This is a genomic window from Caballeronia sp. ATUFL_F1_KS4A, from assembly GCF_023630905.1.
Taxonomy (GTDB): domain Bacteria; phylum Pseudomonadota; class Gammaproteobacteria; order Burkholderiales; family Burkholderiaceae; genus Caballeronia; species Caballeronia zhejiangensis.
Map to the genome: position 1 here is coordinate 239980 of NZ_JALQEB010000002.1, position 13248 is coordinate 253227.

Consider the following 13248-nt stretch of genomic DNA (forward strand, 5'->3'; position numbering starts at 1 on the left):
TACAATGTTGTGTACGTTAAACTTAATGGGACCGAACATGGCTTATAGGGCAAGGGACATCATTCCGCTCTCTCAGGCGCGTGCAAATCTCTCTGAACTCGTCGACGAGGTTCGCGGCGGCAATGAAAAGATCATCACGAAGAACGGAGAAAGCTATGCCGCGTTGATCAGCGCGGAAAAGCTCGAAGCGTTCTACCGCATGGAGAGGTCCCGCATTCATCTGGTGCTGCTGAACGACGCGTTGACCGCTCTGAAGAGCCTCGACAAGAACGAAACGGAAGATGCCGACGAGTACTTCATCCGTCTGAAAGCGCGTCTGGGAGCGCCGCAAACCGATGACGGAGAGTCGGACCGTGAATGATGAACGCAAGCGCACGACCATCCGAATCTCGAGCGAATTCGATGCCCGAATCACGGATATCGAGCGCTACTGGAACCGCGTAGACCGGCCTGAAAGCTTCCTTCGGCTAGTCGAGGCGATCGAAAAGAAGGTCGTACCGGTGCTTCGGCGCTTTCCGGCTCTTGGACGACGCCTTCTCAATTCGAAGCCGGATACGGTCGATGCTTTGCTGACGATCGAGGAGATCGTGGACGTCACGAAGTCGGGCGCGCCTCATCAAGGCGAGCTACACGAACATCTGTTCGATGACTACGTGCTGCTCTATCTGTTGTCCGGTGACACGATCACTTTCTTGTCGCTCCGGCACATGAAAGAGACTTCCTCCGAATTCAGGGATCTGTGGGGTCCGGAGCGCTAGGTCAGGACAACGCGAGCATTCACCCCGCACTCATCATCCTCTCCACATACCGCGCGATCAGATCGATCTCCAGATTGACCTTCGCGCCTTTGGCAAGCGCCTTGAGCGTCGTCACTTCGACGGTATGCGGAATCAGATTGATGGAAAACTCGCAGCCGTCGGCGCTGTCGCTGACGGAATTCACCGTGAGGCTCACCCCGTTCACCGTCACCGAGCCCTTGTAAGCCAGGTACTTGCCGATATCCTTCGGCGCCACGATGCGCAATTCGTGCGATTCGCCCACCGGCTCGAACTTCGACACGACGCCCAGCCCATCGACGTGACCGGATACGAGGTGCCCGCCAAGCCGGTCGTGCGCGCGCAACGCCTTTTCCAGATTCACGCCGGCGCCCGCATCGCCGAGTCCGACGGTCTTGTTGAGACTCTCGCGCGACACTTCGACGTCGAACGTGCCGGCCGATTTCTCGACAACCGTCATGCACGCGCCCTGAATCGCGATGCTGTCGCCGAGCTCGACGTCGGCGAGATCGAGATCGCCCGCGGCGACCGTCAGACGCACGCCCGCTTCCGGCTCGGCACCGAGCGGCGTGACTTTTTCGATTCGGCCCACGGCCGCGACAATTCCTGTGAACATCGGTCGGATTCCTCGATTCGGTGCTGGGTCAGCTCGCCACGTTGGCTTCGGCAAAACGCGCAAGTATGCGCAGATCGTCGCCGAGCCGGTCGATGCGATGAAATTTCAGATGCGGCCGCGCATCCAGCGTGTCGGGCGGCGCGAAGTCGAACATGCCGGGCGCGCTGCCGAGCAGGCTCGGCGCGAGATAGATCAGCAGTTCGTCGACGCAGCCTTCGCGCAGCAGCGAGCCGTTCAGCTTGTGGCCCGCTTCGACATGCAATTCGTTGATGCCGCGATCGGCGAGCGCCGTGAGCATCGCGGGCAGATCGACCTTGCCGTACTCGTTCGACAGCTCGATCAGATCCGCGCCTTTCTCGCGCAACGCGTCGATGCGCGCCGGATCGGCGTCGGCGGAATGGAAAATCCAGGGCGGCGCGCCGTCGAGGATGCGCGCGTGCATCGGCACATCCAGCCGGCTGTCGATCAGCACGCGTTGCGGCTGGCGCGGCGTGTCGACCGCGCGCACGGTCAGTTGCGGATCGTCCTCGCGCACCGTGCCGATTCCCGTGAGAATCGCGCAGGCGCGGGCGCGCCACGCGTGGCCGTCGGCGCGCGCGTCTTCGCCCGTGATCCACTGACTCTCGCCCGTCGGCAAACCGGTACGGCCGTCCAGCGTGGCCGCGACCTTCATTCGCACCCACGGACGGCGGCGCGTCATACGCGACACGAAGCCGATGTTCATCTCGTGCGCCTCGTTCGCGAGCAGTCCGCAACGCACGTCGATGCCGGCGTCGCGCAGCATCGTCAAGCCGCGGCCGGACACCGACGGGTTCGGATCTTCCATCGCGGCGATTACTTTCTCGACGCGCGCATCGATGAGCGCATGCGCGCACGGCGGCGTGCGGCCGAAGTGACTGCACGGTTCCAGCGACACATACGCGGTCGCGCCGCGCGGATCCTTGCCGCGCGAACGGGCGTCCTTCAGCGCCTGCACTTCGGCGTGATCCTGGCCGGCCGGCTGCGTGTAGCCCATGCCGATCACTTCGCCGTTCTTGACGAGCACGCAGCCGACGCGCGGATTCGGCGTCGTCGTGTACATGCCCTTCGAGGCGAGCGCGAGCGCGCGCTCCATGTGCGTGAAGTCGGTTTGCGAGAACATCGGCGCGGCCCGGAAACGTCAGGCGGCGAGCGACGCGAACGCGCCGCGCGCCGCGTCGATCGTCGCGTCGATGATCGCGTCGTCGTGCGCGCTCGACACGAAGCCCGCTTCGAACGCGGACGGCGCGAAGTACACGCCGGCATCGAGCATCGCGTGAAAGAACGCATTGAAGCGCCTCGTGTCGCCTTGCTGGATCTGCGCGAAGCTGCCCGGCACGCTGTCCATGAAATACAGGCCGAACATGCCGCCGATCGAATCGGCGGAGAAGGGCACCTTCGCGTCGCGGGCGGCGCCGGTGAGGCCGTCGACGAGCTTGCGCGTCTGCTTGGCGAGATCGTCGTAGAAACCGGGACGCTGGATCAGTTGCAACGTCTTCAGGCCCGCGGCCACCGCGATCGGATTGCCCGACAGCGTGCCCGCCTGATAGACGCCGCCGAGCGGCGCGAGATGAGCCATGATGTCGCGGCGTCCACCGAACGCGGCCGCCGGCATGCCGCCGCCGATGACCTTGCCGAGACAGGTGAGATCGGGCTTGATGCCGTAGACCTGCTGCGCGCCGCCGAGCGCCACGCGAAAGCCGCACATGACTTCGTCGAAGATCAGCACGGAGCCGTATTCGTTGCAGCGTTCGCGCAGCGCGCTGAGAAACTCGGGCGTCGCGCGCACGAGATTCATGTTGCCCGCGACCGGCTCGACGATCACCGACGCGATTTCCGGCCCGAACGCCTTGAACGCCTCGTTCAATTGCTCGACGTTGTTGTACTCGAGCACGGTCGTGTGCTTCGCGATGTCGGCGGGCACGCCGGCGGAAGTGGGATTCCCGAACGTGAGCAGACCGGAGCCGGCTTTGACGAGCAGGCTGTCCGCGTGCCCGTGATAGCAACCTTCGAACTTGACGATGCGGCTGCGGTTCGTGAAGCCGCGCGCGAGGCGCAATGCGCTCATCGTCGCTTCGGTGCCGGATGACACCATCCGCACCTGTTCGATCGACGGCACGAGCTTGCAGATTTCCTCGGCGATTTCGATTTCGGCTTCGGTCGGCGCGCCGAACGAGAAGCCGTTCGCGAGCACGCTTTGTACGGCGCCGAGCACTTCCGGATGGACATGGCCGAGAATCATCGGGCCCCACGAGCCGATGTAGTCGATATAGCGCTTGCCATCCGCATCCCAGAAATACGCGCCTTCTGCGCGCTCGATGAAGCGCGGCGTGCCGCCGACCGAGCGGAACGCCCGCACCGGCGAGTTCACGCCGCCGGGAATGGTTCGCTGCGCGCGTTCGAAGAGAGCTTGATTCTTGGACATGGATGGAAGCCTGCACTGAAAAGTGGATGCGGGAGTCGCGAGGACACGCGCCCGGCTGCCGCTGCAACGTCTGCACGGCGCGCGAAACGCGCCGTCCGGCGCGAAAAACGATGCTGAAATTGTACCGGAGTCGTTGCAATGCAACCGTGTCCGGCTAGGGTCGCATCGAGGGCCCTCCGGTGCGTGCGGCCCACAGTTTTTCCAGCGCGCCCTCGGCGATCGGCTTGATGAGCGTGCCGGACATCTGCGCGTCCCACGTCTGCACGGAGAACGGATGCGCGCGCAATTCGTCGCGCGTGACGACGACCTGCTCGCGCGCATCGACGAGCCAGTCATAAACGAAGTCGATGCACAGCCGATAGCCGCGCTTGGCTCCGGCATCCGGCACTTCGTACGGCGCGCGCGTCACCCAGCCCGACGCGAACACGCCCCTGGGTTCCTGCGACACGCGATGCACGAAGACCCGATCGCCCGGCAAGAGTCCGCGCGCGGTGCCGCAGCCCCATACGTCGGCAACGGCATCGCCTGCGGCGACGCGCCGCGCGAACTCGGGCAAGTCGGGCCACGGCCATTTCTTTGGGCTCCAGATCAGCAGAAAGGCGGTCATGGGTTCGGTCGGACGAGAAGAGAGCGATGAGCTTAACGCAGCGTCGCGACCGGGGCCGGATCGCGGCAAGGGCTCGCGTACAATGTTTGCTCCTTGCGCGGTAAGGATGCCGCGCGGCCTCAACGCTTCCCCGTCTCCCGAACTCCATGTCCGACACCACCCGGCGCCGGCCCGATGGCCGTTTGATCCTTCTGCTCGGCGCGCTCGCCGCGTGCGGCCCGCTGTCGATCGACATGTATCTGCCGAGCCTGCCGTCGCTCGCCGCCGCGTTCGGCACGAGCCCGGCCGCCGCGCAAAGCACGCTGACGAGCTTCATGTTCGGCTTCTCGTTCGGCATGCTGCTCTACGGTCCGATGTCCGACGCCTATGGCCGCCGCCCCGTCCTGCTCGGCGGCATCGCGCTGTACGCGCTCGCGAGCATCGGCTGCGCGGCGGCGTTTTCCATCGACGCGCTCGTCTTCGTGCGCTTCCTGCAGGCGCTCGGCGCGGGCGCGGCGTCGGTGCTCGCGCGCGCGATCGCCCGCGACGCCCACGCGCCGACCGACGCGGCACGCGTCCTGTCGATGCTGTCCATCGTCACGTCGATCGGACCGTTGCTCGCGCCGCTGATCGGCGGGCAATTGCTGCTGCTGGGCAGCTGGCGCGTCGTGTTCGTCGCGCTCACGCTCTTCGGCGTGACATGCGCGGTGACGGCGTATCTGCGCGTGCCGGAGACATGGCCTAAGGAAAGGCGCGCGAGCGCGGCGGTCGGCAAATCGTTCGCCGCTTACGGGCATCTGCTGACCGATCCCGTCACCTGGGGCCACATGATGTGCGGCGGCATGGCTTTCGCGTCGATGTTCGCGTACATCACCGCCACGCCGTTCGTCTATATCGATTACTTCCACGTCAGGCCGCAGTATTACGGGCTGCTGTTCGGCCTGAACATCGTCGGCATCATCGCGGGGAATGTGCTCAACACGAAGTTCGTCGGCCGCGTCGGCGCGATGAAGATGATTTCGGCTGCATCGTTCGTGAGCGTCGCGGCGGCGCTCGCGGTCGCGTTCGTGGCGCTGACGGGCTTGGGCGGCCTGTGGTCGATCGTCGTGACGCTGTTCTTCGTGGTCGGCGTGGTCGGACTGCTGTCGGCCAATTGCACGACCGAGCTGATGCATCGGTATCCGCACAACGCGGGCGCGGCCGCCGCGGTTTTCGGCGCGATGCAGCTCGCGCTCGGCGCGCTCGCGAGTCTCGCCGTCGGCTTGTTTCACGATGTTTCGCCGCATGGAATGGGCATCGTGATAGGCGTGTGCGGCGTGCTGACATTCGCCGGGCGCACGCTGGTGCTGCGCTCGCACGCGGCGCCCGTGAAGGTCTGAACGGCGCGCAGAAACAAAAAAGCCTCGCTATGTGGCGAGGCTCAACATTTGATGCTCGTTTTTGCGGTCTCGAATCAGATGTGCCTGGGTCAAAGGTGCTTCCTGGGTCGATCGCAGTTGTTTGTCGATTCGGTAACTTACTGGGTCAAAGTTGTTTACCGGCTCGCTTCGGTCGCAGGGGCAATAGGCATGTTCTCCAGATGAGCGATCAGTGGTGCCTGGGTCAAAGGTGCTTCCTGATCGGGTTCGTGTCGATTCGGTTATTCCTCGTTGCCGTTTCAGCCTTGTCGACGAAGCTGGACTGCATCAAGGAATGAGACGAGTGTAGGCCGTCGTCGAACGACGACATATCGAAGGAATTCGAATCGGTGGGCAAGGCCGCGTGACGGCCGAAACGCGCTGTTGCGCGCCGTGAAACCGATGTTCGCCAAATCTGCGCGCGCGAGCGTCGGCATGGGCGGCGCGAGACGAATGCCGCGCGCCGCGAGCGCGGACAGCGTGGCCTCGTTGACATCGGAGATCACGCAGAGCGCGACGATCTCATGAAGGTTCGACGTGACGAAGGCGCGTTCGCCGGCGGCGGCGAACGCATCGGGGTCGAGCGTGAAGCGTGTCGGCGGGATCGGGATCGGCATGACTCGGGAAGCGCATTCGAAGGGTCCAGATCCTGCAGACTGCGTTCGCGCTTCTCGATAGGCATCGACTGAAACGTCCCCGCGTGCTGCTATTCGAGCGGGCCGATCGTCGCCGCGAGAAACGTGAAGGCCGCGGCTTCCGCCTGCGCGACCGCTCCGGGTTCGACGCCCGCGCCGTGCCCGCCGTCGCCGGTCTCCTGATACCAGACGTCGGCGTGGCCTTGCGCCTGCATCTTCGCGGCCATCTTGCGCGCGTGGCCGGGATGCACGCGGTCGTCGCTCGTCGATGACGTGAACAGCGCCGGCGGATACGTCACGTCGGCCTTCACGTTCTGATACGGCGAATACGCCATCAGATGATGAAGATCGCCGGCGTCGTCGGGATCGCCGTATTCGTCGATCCACGATGCGCCTTGCAACAGCAAGTGAAAGCGCGCCATATCGAGCAGCGGCACTTCGGACAGCACGGCGCCGAAAAGCTCGGGCCGTTGGACCATGCACGCGCCGGTGAGCAGGCCGCCGTTGCTGCCGCCCCGAATGGCGAGCTTCTTCGGCGTCGTGACGCCGCCATCGACGAGCGCTTGCGCCACCGCGGTGAAATCATCGAACGAAATTTGACGGTTCTCGCGCAATGCCGCCTGATGCCACGCCGGGCCGAACTCGCCGCCGCCACGGATATTCGCGACCGCGTACAGCCCGCCGCGTTCGAGCCACGCGATGCCCGTGGTTGCGTCGTAGCCGGGGTCGAGCGCGACTTCGAAGCCGCCGTAGCCGTAGAGCAGGCAAGGGCGCGGTTCGGCGGTGGTCTCGATGTCTCTTCCGATCAGCCAGTACGGAATGCGTTCGCCGTCCGGCGCGATCGCGTGGCGGCGCACGGCGGCGAGACCGGTTGCGTCGAATTGCGCGGGAAGGCGCGCGAGCAGTCGCCAGGGCGCGTCGCTGGCGAGATCGGCGTGATAGAGCGACGGCGGCAACAGAAAATGCTCGACGTGGATGAGCACGGTGTCGTCGCGTTCGCTGTCGATCGAATCGACCCATGACTGGCTCGCTTCCGGCAGCGCGAATTCGCGCGCCTGCCATGCGTCATCGGGATTCGCGTCCGGGCGCAGCAGCGTGACGCGCGGCGTGCCGTCATCCATCTGCGAAACGATGAGGAACTGCTTCGTGAAGTCGATGCCCGCGAGGACGAGGCGTTCCGACGGCGTGAAAAGCGCCGTGAACCGGCGCGAGCCGGCGAGAAACGCGTCGCGGCGGATGACGGTCAGCGTGCCGGGCGCGTAGCGGCGCCCGCCCGCGTTCCAGAACTTGCGCGGCGTGACGAAGAGCCAGCCGTTCCAGTGCTCGATTTCCGCGTGCGACGGCAGATCGTACTGGCGCCATTCGTTGGCGGTTTCGTCGAGCCAGTAGTTGAGCGTGTCGTAGAACGTGACCGCGCGCGACGCGAGATGCAGCTTCTCGATCGGATCGTAGTCCACGCCCGCCGACACGTCGCGCCGATTGCCTTCGAACACGACGGGCGCATCCGCGAGCGGCGTGCCGCGCTTCCAGCGACGCGCCTGCCGTGGAAATCCGGATGTCGTCAGCGCGGGGCTCGGGTTCGTCTTGCTGTCGTCCCAGCCGACGTACACGGTGTCGCGATCGATCCACGAGATGTCGTGCTTGCCGACATCGGGCAATGCGAAGCCATCCGCGACGAACGTTTTCGACGCGATCTCGAACTCGCGCACCATGCACGCGTCCGAGCCGCCCGGCGACAGGCTCACGAGCGCGCGATCGTAGTCGGGATAGAGCATGTCGAAGTCGGCGAGGGCCCAGCGTGTGTCGCCCACCGCGTCGGTGTTCAGGTCGAGCGCGTCGACGTCGAGGATCGTTTCCCATGCGGGCTTGCCTTCGAGCCACGCAGACCACGGCGTGCGGCGTACGATGCCGAGCGGATGCGCGTCGTCCTGCCATGTGTTGTAGCCCCAGTCGCCGTAACGCGAACAGGCGACGATGCGGTCTTTCGACGTGTACGCCTTTTCGAGCCGGCCGGCGAGGGCGCGCGCGTCGGGCGTGTTGCCGAACGCGGCTTCGGTGCGGCGGTTCTGGGCGTCGATCCACGACTGCACGCGGGCGTCGTCGAGCGCTTCGAGGCCGATGAAGGGATCGGGGCCGTCGGAGGGCGGCCAGGCGAGTTCGGGATTCTGATCGAGGATGGTCATGCGGAATCGGAGCTTCGAAAGGCAAAACGCCGATTGTGCCTGTTATGGCGGCGCAATGAAAAAGCCGCGCATCAGCGCGGCTTTCAACTTCAACGACCAGGCAGACTCAAGCCAGCCGCTCTTCCGTCTGCGGATCGAACAGCACGGCCTTCGACACATCGAACAGCAGGGTCATGTTCGTCATCGGCTGCGGATTGCTCGCAGGGTGCACGCGCGACACGACGCGCTTGCCGTTCACCTGCGCGAACACGAGCGTGTCCGGGCCGGTCGGCTCGATCACGTCGACGCGCACGTCGACCGGCTGCAGGCTCGCATCCGACACATCGTGCGCGCTGCGCGAATCGGTGATGCGCTCCGGGCGCAGGCCCAGAATCACATCCTGCCCGACCTTGCTGCGCAAACGACCCGCATCGAACGGCAGATTCAGCACCTTCTGCGTGACGCCCGTATCGAGTTGCAAACCGACGCCCGAACCCGACTCGACGAGCTTGCCCGTGATGAAGTTCATCGGCGGCGCGCCGATAAAGCCCGCGACGAACAGATTCGACGGCGAATCGTAAATCTCCTGCGGCGCGCCGAACTGCTGCACGATGCCGTCCTTCATCACCGCGATGCGATCGCCGAGCGTCATCGCTTCGATCTGATCGTGCGTCACGTAGACGATCGTCGTGCCGAGGCGCTGATGCAAGAGCTTGATCTCCGAACGCATCTCGATGCGCAGCTTCGCGTCGAGGTTCGAAAGCGGCTCGTCGAACAGGAACATCACCGGATCGCGTGCGAGGGCGCGGCCCATCGCGACGCGCTGACGCTGCCCGCCCGACAGTTGCCCCGGCTTGCGATCGAGCAGATGACCGATCTGCAGCGTCTCCGACACGCGATCGACGATCTTCTTCTGCTCGTCCTTCGGCACCTTGCGAATGTTGAGACCGAACGAGATGTTGTCGCGCACGCTCATCGAAGGGTAGAGCGCGTAGGACTGGAACACCATCGCGATATCGCGGTCCTTCGGCGAGAGGTCGTTGACCGTCTTGCCGTCGATCATGATGTCGCCACGGGTCACGGTCTCCAGACCCGCGATCATGTTCAGCAGGGTCGACTTGCCGCAGCCCGAGCCGCCGACGAGGATCAGGAACTGACCGTCCTCGATATCGATATTGACGCCCTTGAGAACCGGCACCCCGTTCGGGTAGGTCTTGTACACGTCACGGATGGAAAGGCTTGCCATGTGAATCCTCTATCTCTCGATACTGCTCGTTTAACCCTTCACCGCGCCGGCGGTCAGCCCGCGCACGAAATAACGTCCCGCGATCATGTAGACGAGGATCGTCGGCAATGCGGCGATGATCGCGCCGGCCATGTCGACGTTGTATTCCTTCACGCCCGTCGATGTGTTCACGAGGTTGTTCAGCGCCACCGTGATCGGCATGGAATCCACGCCCGAAAACACGATACCGAACAGGAAATCGTTCCAGATCTGCGTGAATTGCCAGATCAGGCACACCATGAAGATCGGCAGCGACACCGGCAGCAGAATCTTCGTGAAGATGGTGAAGAAACCCGCGCCGTCGATGCGCGCCGCCTTCACGAGCTCGGCCGGAATGCTCACGTAGAAGTTGCGGAAGAACATCGTCGTGAACGCGATGCCGTAGATCACATGCACGAGCACGAGGCCGGTCGTCGTGTTCGAAAGGCCGAGAAAGCCCTGCAGACGCGCCATCGGAAGAAGGATCGCCTGGAAGGGGATGAAGCAGCCGACGAGCAGCATCGTGAAGATGGCGTCCGCGCCGCGGAAGCGCCAGTGCGTGAGCACGTAGCCGTTGAACGCGCCGATGAACGACGAGATCAGCACGGCGGGGATCACCATGCGGACCGAGTTCATGAAGAACGGCTCCATGCCGTCGCAGCGCACGCCGGTACACGCTTCCTGCCACGCTTTGACCCACGGCGCGAACGTGAAGTGCGTCGGCGGCGTGAGCAGATTGCCCGTGCGAAGCTGGTCGAGATCCTTGAACGACGTCGACAGCATCACGTAGATCGGGAACAGGAAGTAGAGCGCGAAAAGTATGAGCACCGCGTAGATGACGGCGCGGCTCAGGGTCATCTTAGGCTGCATTGCGGGTGCTCCTCGATTCGAGATACATGAGCGGCACGAGCACGGCGACGACGGTGGCGAGCATCATCATCGACGATGCGGCGCCCACGCCCAGTTGCCCGCGATTGAACGAGAACGTGTACATGAAGATTGCCGGCAGCGACGACGACGTGCCCGGACCGCCCGCCGTCAACGCGACGACGAGGTCGAAGGTCTTGATCGTGATGTGGCAGAGGATCAGCAGCACGGAGAAGAACACCGGGCGCATGCTCGGAATCACGATCTTGCGGTAGATGGTCGGCAGCGTCGCGCCATCGACTTGCGCGGCCTTGAAAATTTCGCCGTCGACGCCGCGCAGACCGGCGAGGAAGAGCGCCATCACGAAGCCCGTCGATTGCCACACCGCGGCGATCACGACGCAGAAAATCGCCTTGTCCGGGTCGCCGAGCCAGTTGAACGAGAAACTCGTCCAGCCCCAGTCATGAAACACTTTCTCCAGACCGAGGCCGGGGTTCAGAATCCACTGCCACGCGGTGCCGGTCACGATGAACGAAAGCGCCATCGGATAGAGGAAGACCGCGCGCAATGCACCTTCGTTGCGGATCTTCTGGTCGAGAAGGATCGCAAGGAAAAGGCCGAGGAACACGCAAATCCCGATGAACGGAATGCCGAACCAGCCGAGGTTGGCGGCGGAAGTCCACCAGACGTCGTTGGCGAAAAGCTGTTTGTAGCGGTCGAAGCCCGCGAAATCGTAGCGCGGCATGAGCCGCGATTCGGAAAGCGACAGATACCCGGTAATGGCGATGAAGCCGTACACGAAAACGAGCGCGATCACGACGCTGGGAGCGAGCACCAGCTTCGGAATCATGCGATCGGCGAGCGCCGCCGTCGGTGACGCGCGACGGGGCGGGTTTTGCGGTTTCTTGTCCGCGGCGATGGAGGCAGTCACGACTCGACTCCTGGAAGATGCGCCGGCGCTTTTCGTGCGTTTAGGTGCACTGACTGGCGCTTCTGTGGCGAATGCCTGCTGGCGCTGAAATGTTGCGACGTTACAGATGCAGTCCTGCTCTGTCTTGCCCCGCCCGGCGCATGCCTTTCGCACACGCGCCGGGCGGATGCGGCCTTACTTCGTCTTGGCGGCGTTCGCGAGTGCGGCAACCGCGCTCTTCGAATCCTGCGACGAATTCATGAACTTCGTCACGACGTCGGTCATCGCGCCGGCGACGGCATCGCCCTGAGCCATGCCGTGCGCGAGCGACGGAACATAGCCGCCCGATTTGATCGCCGTCTGTTCATCAGCGTAGGACTTCTTCGCGCAGTCGTCGAACTTATCCATCGGGACGCCGAGACGCACCGGGATCGACCCCTTGTTCAGACTGAACTGCTCCTGGAATTCCGGCGTCATGATGGTCTTCGCGAGCGCCAGCTGGCCCGGCGTCGCGGCCTTCTGGCCCTTCTGCTGGAAGAACACGAACGAGTCGACGTTGAACGTGTAGGCCTTCTCCGTGCCCGGCACCGGCGCGCACACGTAGTCCGTGCCCGCCTTCTTGCCGGCGCCGGCGAATTCGCCCTTCGCCCAGTCGCCCATGAACTGCATGCCGGCCTTGCCGTTGATGACCATCGCGGTCGCGAGGTTCCAGTCGCGGCCCGTGCGGCCGCTATCGAAGTAGCCCTGGATCTTGCGGACCGTGTCGAACACCTGAACCATCTTGTCCGAGGTCAAGGTCTTCTGATCGAGATCGACGATCGCCTTCTTGTAGAAGTCCGCGCCCTGCGACAGCACGACGTCTTCCCACAGCGTCAGGTCCTGCCACGGCTGGCCGCCCATCGCGATCGGCATGATGCCCGCGGCCTTCATCTTGTCGGCGACCTGGAAGAACTCGTTCCAGTTGGTCGGGACCTTGCCGCCCGCCTTGTCGAGCGCGGCCTTGTTGATGTACAGCCAGTTCACGCGATGCACCGAGAAGGGCGCGGCGACGTAGTGGCCGTCGGCGTGGATGATCTTGTCGATTTCCGGCGGCAGGTTCTTTTTCCAGTCGCCCGCGACGGAATCGATCGGCACGAGGACGCCTTGCTCGGCCCATTCCTGGATCAGCGGACCCTTGATCTGCGCCGCCGACGGCGCGTTGCCCGAGATGACCTGCGTCTTCAGCGCGGTCATCGCGGCCGCGCCCGCACCGCCCGCGACAGCGAAGTCCTTCCAGGTGTAACCCTGCTTCGTCATGTCGTCCTTGAGCACGCCGACAGCCTTGGATTCGCCGCCGGACGTCCACCAGTGCAACACGGAAACGGCCTCGGCAGCCTGAACCGCCGACGCCGTCGCGCCGCACAGAAGACCTGCGGCGCACAGCGCGCCCATGAGCTTACGGACTTTCATTGTTTATCTCCTCCAGACACCTGACAAGAAACGATTGGCTCCCGATGCAGCCAGAAGCATGGCTAAGAAGCGGTGGTCGAAAAAACGGCAAAACTGGATGGCCGGGAATCGGCGGTGTCGGCGGGGATGCGGCAGGCGCGAGT

13 protein-coding genes are annotated in these 13248 nt (G+C 64.1%); 3 read left to right on the forward strand and 10 right to left on the reverse strand.

The window, feature by feature from the left end; translation table 11 throughout:
- The first annotated feature begins 25 nt into the window (after nucleotides 1-25).
- Together NCS03_RS04200 and NCS03_RS04205 are read left to right on the forward strand one after the other, a co-directional pair.
- On the forward strand, nucleotides 26-361 hold the full coding sequence (locus NCS03_RS04200) for a type II toxin-antitoxin system Phd/YefM family antitoxin (protein WP_409017137.1): 336 nt from the start codon (nucleotides 26-28) through the stop codon (nucleotides 359-361).
- Entirely contained in the window at nucleotides 354-758 is a 405-nt protein-coding gene (locus tag NCS03_RS04205; RefSeq protein WP_250528795.1) for a hypothetical protein, read from the forward strand. Before NCS03_RS04200 ends, NCS03_RS04205 begins: the two co-directional genes overlap by 8 nt.
- Nucleotides 759-777: 19 nt before the next feature.
- Here the strand turns inward: NCS03_RS04205 and NCS03_RS04210 are convergent, their stop codons facing one another.
- From NCS03_RS04210 to NCS03_RS04225, 4 genes are all read right to left on the reverse strand, one after another.
- A complete protein-coding gene (locus tag NCS03_RS04210) occupies nucleotides 778-1392 on the reverse strand; it encodes a riboflavin synthase (RefSeq protein ID WP_175981801.1) in 615 nt (204 codons plus the stop codon).
- A gap of 28 nt (nucleotides 1393-1420) precedes the next feature.
- Entirely contained in the window at nucleotides 1421-2533 is a 1113-nt protein-coding gene (gene ribD / locus NCS03_RS04215; protein WP_034471322.1) for a bifunctional diaminohydroxyphosphoribosylaminopyrimidine deaminase/5-amino-6-(5-phosphoribosylamino)uracil reductase RibD, read from the reverse strand.
- A gap of 18 nt (nucleotides 2534-2551) precedes the next feature.
- Complete coding sequence (gene hemL / locus NCS03_RS04220; protein ID WP_250528796.1) at nucleotides 2552-3835, reverse strand: glutamate-1-semialdehyde 2,1-aminomutase; 1284 nt, start codon at nucleotides 3833-3835, stop codon at nucleotides 2552-2554.
- 154 nt (nucleotides 3836-3989) lie between these two features.
- The gene (locus NCS03_RS04225; RefSeq protein ID WP_250528797.1) at nucleotides 3990-4442 is read right to left on the reverse strand and encodes a hypothetical protein; all 453 of its coding nucleotides are present in this window, start codon (nucleotides 4440-4442) and stop codon (nucleotides 3990-3992) included.
- A gap of 146 nt (nucleotides 4443-4588) precedes the next feature.
- Between NCS03_RS04225 and NCS03_RS04230 the strand changes: the two genes are divergently transcribed.
- Nucleotides 4589-5800: a Bcr/CflA family multidrug efflux MFS transporter gene (locus NCS03_RS04230; RefSeq protein WP_008350845.1), complete on the forward strand. Its 1212-nt coding sequence runs from the start codon at nucleotides 4589-4591 to the stop codon at nucleotides 5798-5800.
- Nucleotides 5801-6078: 278 nt separating this feature from the next.
- On the opposite strand, the gene NCS03_RS04235 is transcribed toward NCS03_RS04230, so the two are convergent.
- From NCS03_RS04235 to NCS03_RS04260, 6 genes are all read right to left on the reverse strand, one after another.
- On the reverse strand, nucleotides 6079-6435 hold the full coding sequence (locus tag NCS03_RS04235; RefSeq protein ID WP_250528798.1) for a hypothetical protein: 357 nt from the start codon (nucleotides 6433-6435) through the stop codon (nucleotides 6079-6081).
- An 89-nt stretch (nucleotides 6436-6524) separates the two neighbouring features.
- The gene (locus tag NCS03_RS04240) at nucleotides 6525-8636 is read right to left on the reverse strand and encodes a prolyl oligopeptidase family serine peptidase (protein WP_244807816.1); all 2112 of its coding nucleotides are present in this window, start codon (nucleotides 8634-8636) and stop codon (nucleotides 6525-6527) included.
- Between the two features lie 106 nt (nucleotides 8637-8742).
- Nucleotides 8743-9861, reverse strand: coding sequence for an ABC transporter ATP-binding protein (locus NCS03_RS04245; RefSeq protein WP_008350840.1), 1119 nt, complete (start codon nucleotides 9859-9861; stop codon nucleotides 8743-8745).
- Nucleotides 9862-9891: 30 nt separating this feature from the next.
- Nucleotides 9892-10749 carry a carbohydrate ABC transporter permease gene (locus NCS03_RS04250; protein ID WP_008350838.1) on the reverse strand — a complete coding sequence of 286 codons (858 nt, stop codon included), beginning with the start codon at nucleotides 10747-10749 and terminating at the stop codon, nucleotides 9892-9894.
- Complete coding sequence (locus NCS03_RS04255) at nucleotides 10739-11596, reverse strand: carbohydrate ABC transporter permease (protein ID WP_235366287.1); 858 nt, start codon at nucleotides 11594-11596, stop codon at nucleotides 10739-10741. The genes NCS03_RS04250 and NCS03_RS04255 overlap by 11 nt, the downstream gene beginning before the upstream one ends.
- A 255-nt stretch (nucleotides 11597-11851) precedes the next feature.
- Nucleotides 11852-13105 carry an ABC transporter substrate-binding protein gene (locus tag NCS03_RS04260; protein ID WP_008350833.1) on the reverse strand — a complete coding sequence of 418 codons (1254 nt, stop codon included), beginning with the start codon at nucleotides 13103-13105 and terminating at the stop codon, nucleotides 11852-11854.
- Nucleotides 13106-13248: the final 143 nt, after the last annotated feature.

Bases quoted from the DNA above. Each gene is read 5' to 3' on its own strand.
- NCS03_RS04225 (WP_250528797.1), bottom strand. From the start codon at position 4,442: ATGACCGCCTTTCTGCTGATCTGGAGCCCAAAGAAATGGCCGTGGCCC.
- NCS03_RS04230 (WP_008350845.1), top strand. From the start codon at position 4,589: ATGTCCGACACCACCCGGCGCCGGCCCGATGGCCGTTTGATCCTTCTG.
- NCS03_RS04260 (WP_008350833.1), bottom strand. From the start codon at position 13,105: ATGAAAGTCCGTAAGCTCATGGGCGCGCTGTGCGCCGCAGGTCTTCTG.
- NCS03_RS04200 (WP_409017137.1), top strand. From the start codon at position 26: ATGGGACCGAACATGGCTTATAGGGCAAGGGACATCATTCCGCTCTCT.
- NCS03_RS04255 (WP_235366287.1), bottom strand. From the start codon at position 11,596: ATGATTCCGAAGCTGGTGCTCGCTCCCAGCGTCGTGATCGCGCTCGTT.
- NCS03_RS04250 (WP_008350838.1), bottom strand. From the start codon at position 10,749: ATGCAGCCTAAGATGACCCTGAGCCGCGCCGTCATCTACGCGGTGCTC.
- hemL (WP_250528796.1), bottom strand. From the start codon at position 3,835: ATGTCCAAGAATCAAGCTCTCTTCGAACGCGCGCAGCGAACCATTCCC.
- NCS03_RS04210 (WP_175981801.1), bottom strand. From the start codon at position 1,392: ATGTTCACAGGAATTGTCGCGGCCGTGGGCCGAATCGAAAAAGTCACG.
- NCS03_RS04240 (WP_244807816.1), bottom strand. From the start codon at position 8,636: ATGACCATCCTCGATCAGAATCCCGAACTCGCCTGGCCGCCCTCCGAC.
- ribD (WP_034471322.1), bottom strand. From the start codon at position 2,533: ATGTTCTCGCAAACCGACTTCACGCACATGGAGCGCGCGCTCGCGCTC.
- NCS03_RS04235 (WP_250528798.1), bottom strand. From the start codon at position 6,435: ATGCCGATCCCGATCCCGCCGACACGCTTCACGCTCGACCCCGATGCG.
- NCS03_RS04245 (WP_008350840.1), bottom strand. From the start codon at position 9,861: ATGGCAAGCCTTTCCATCCGTGACGTGTACAAGACCTACCCGAACGGG.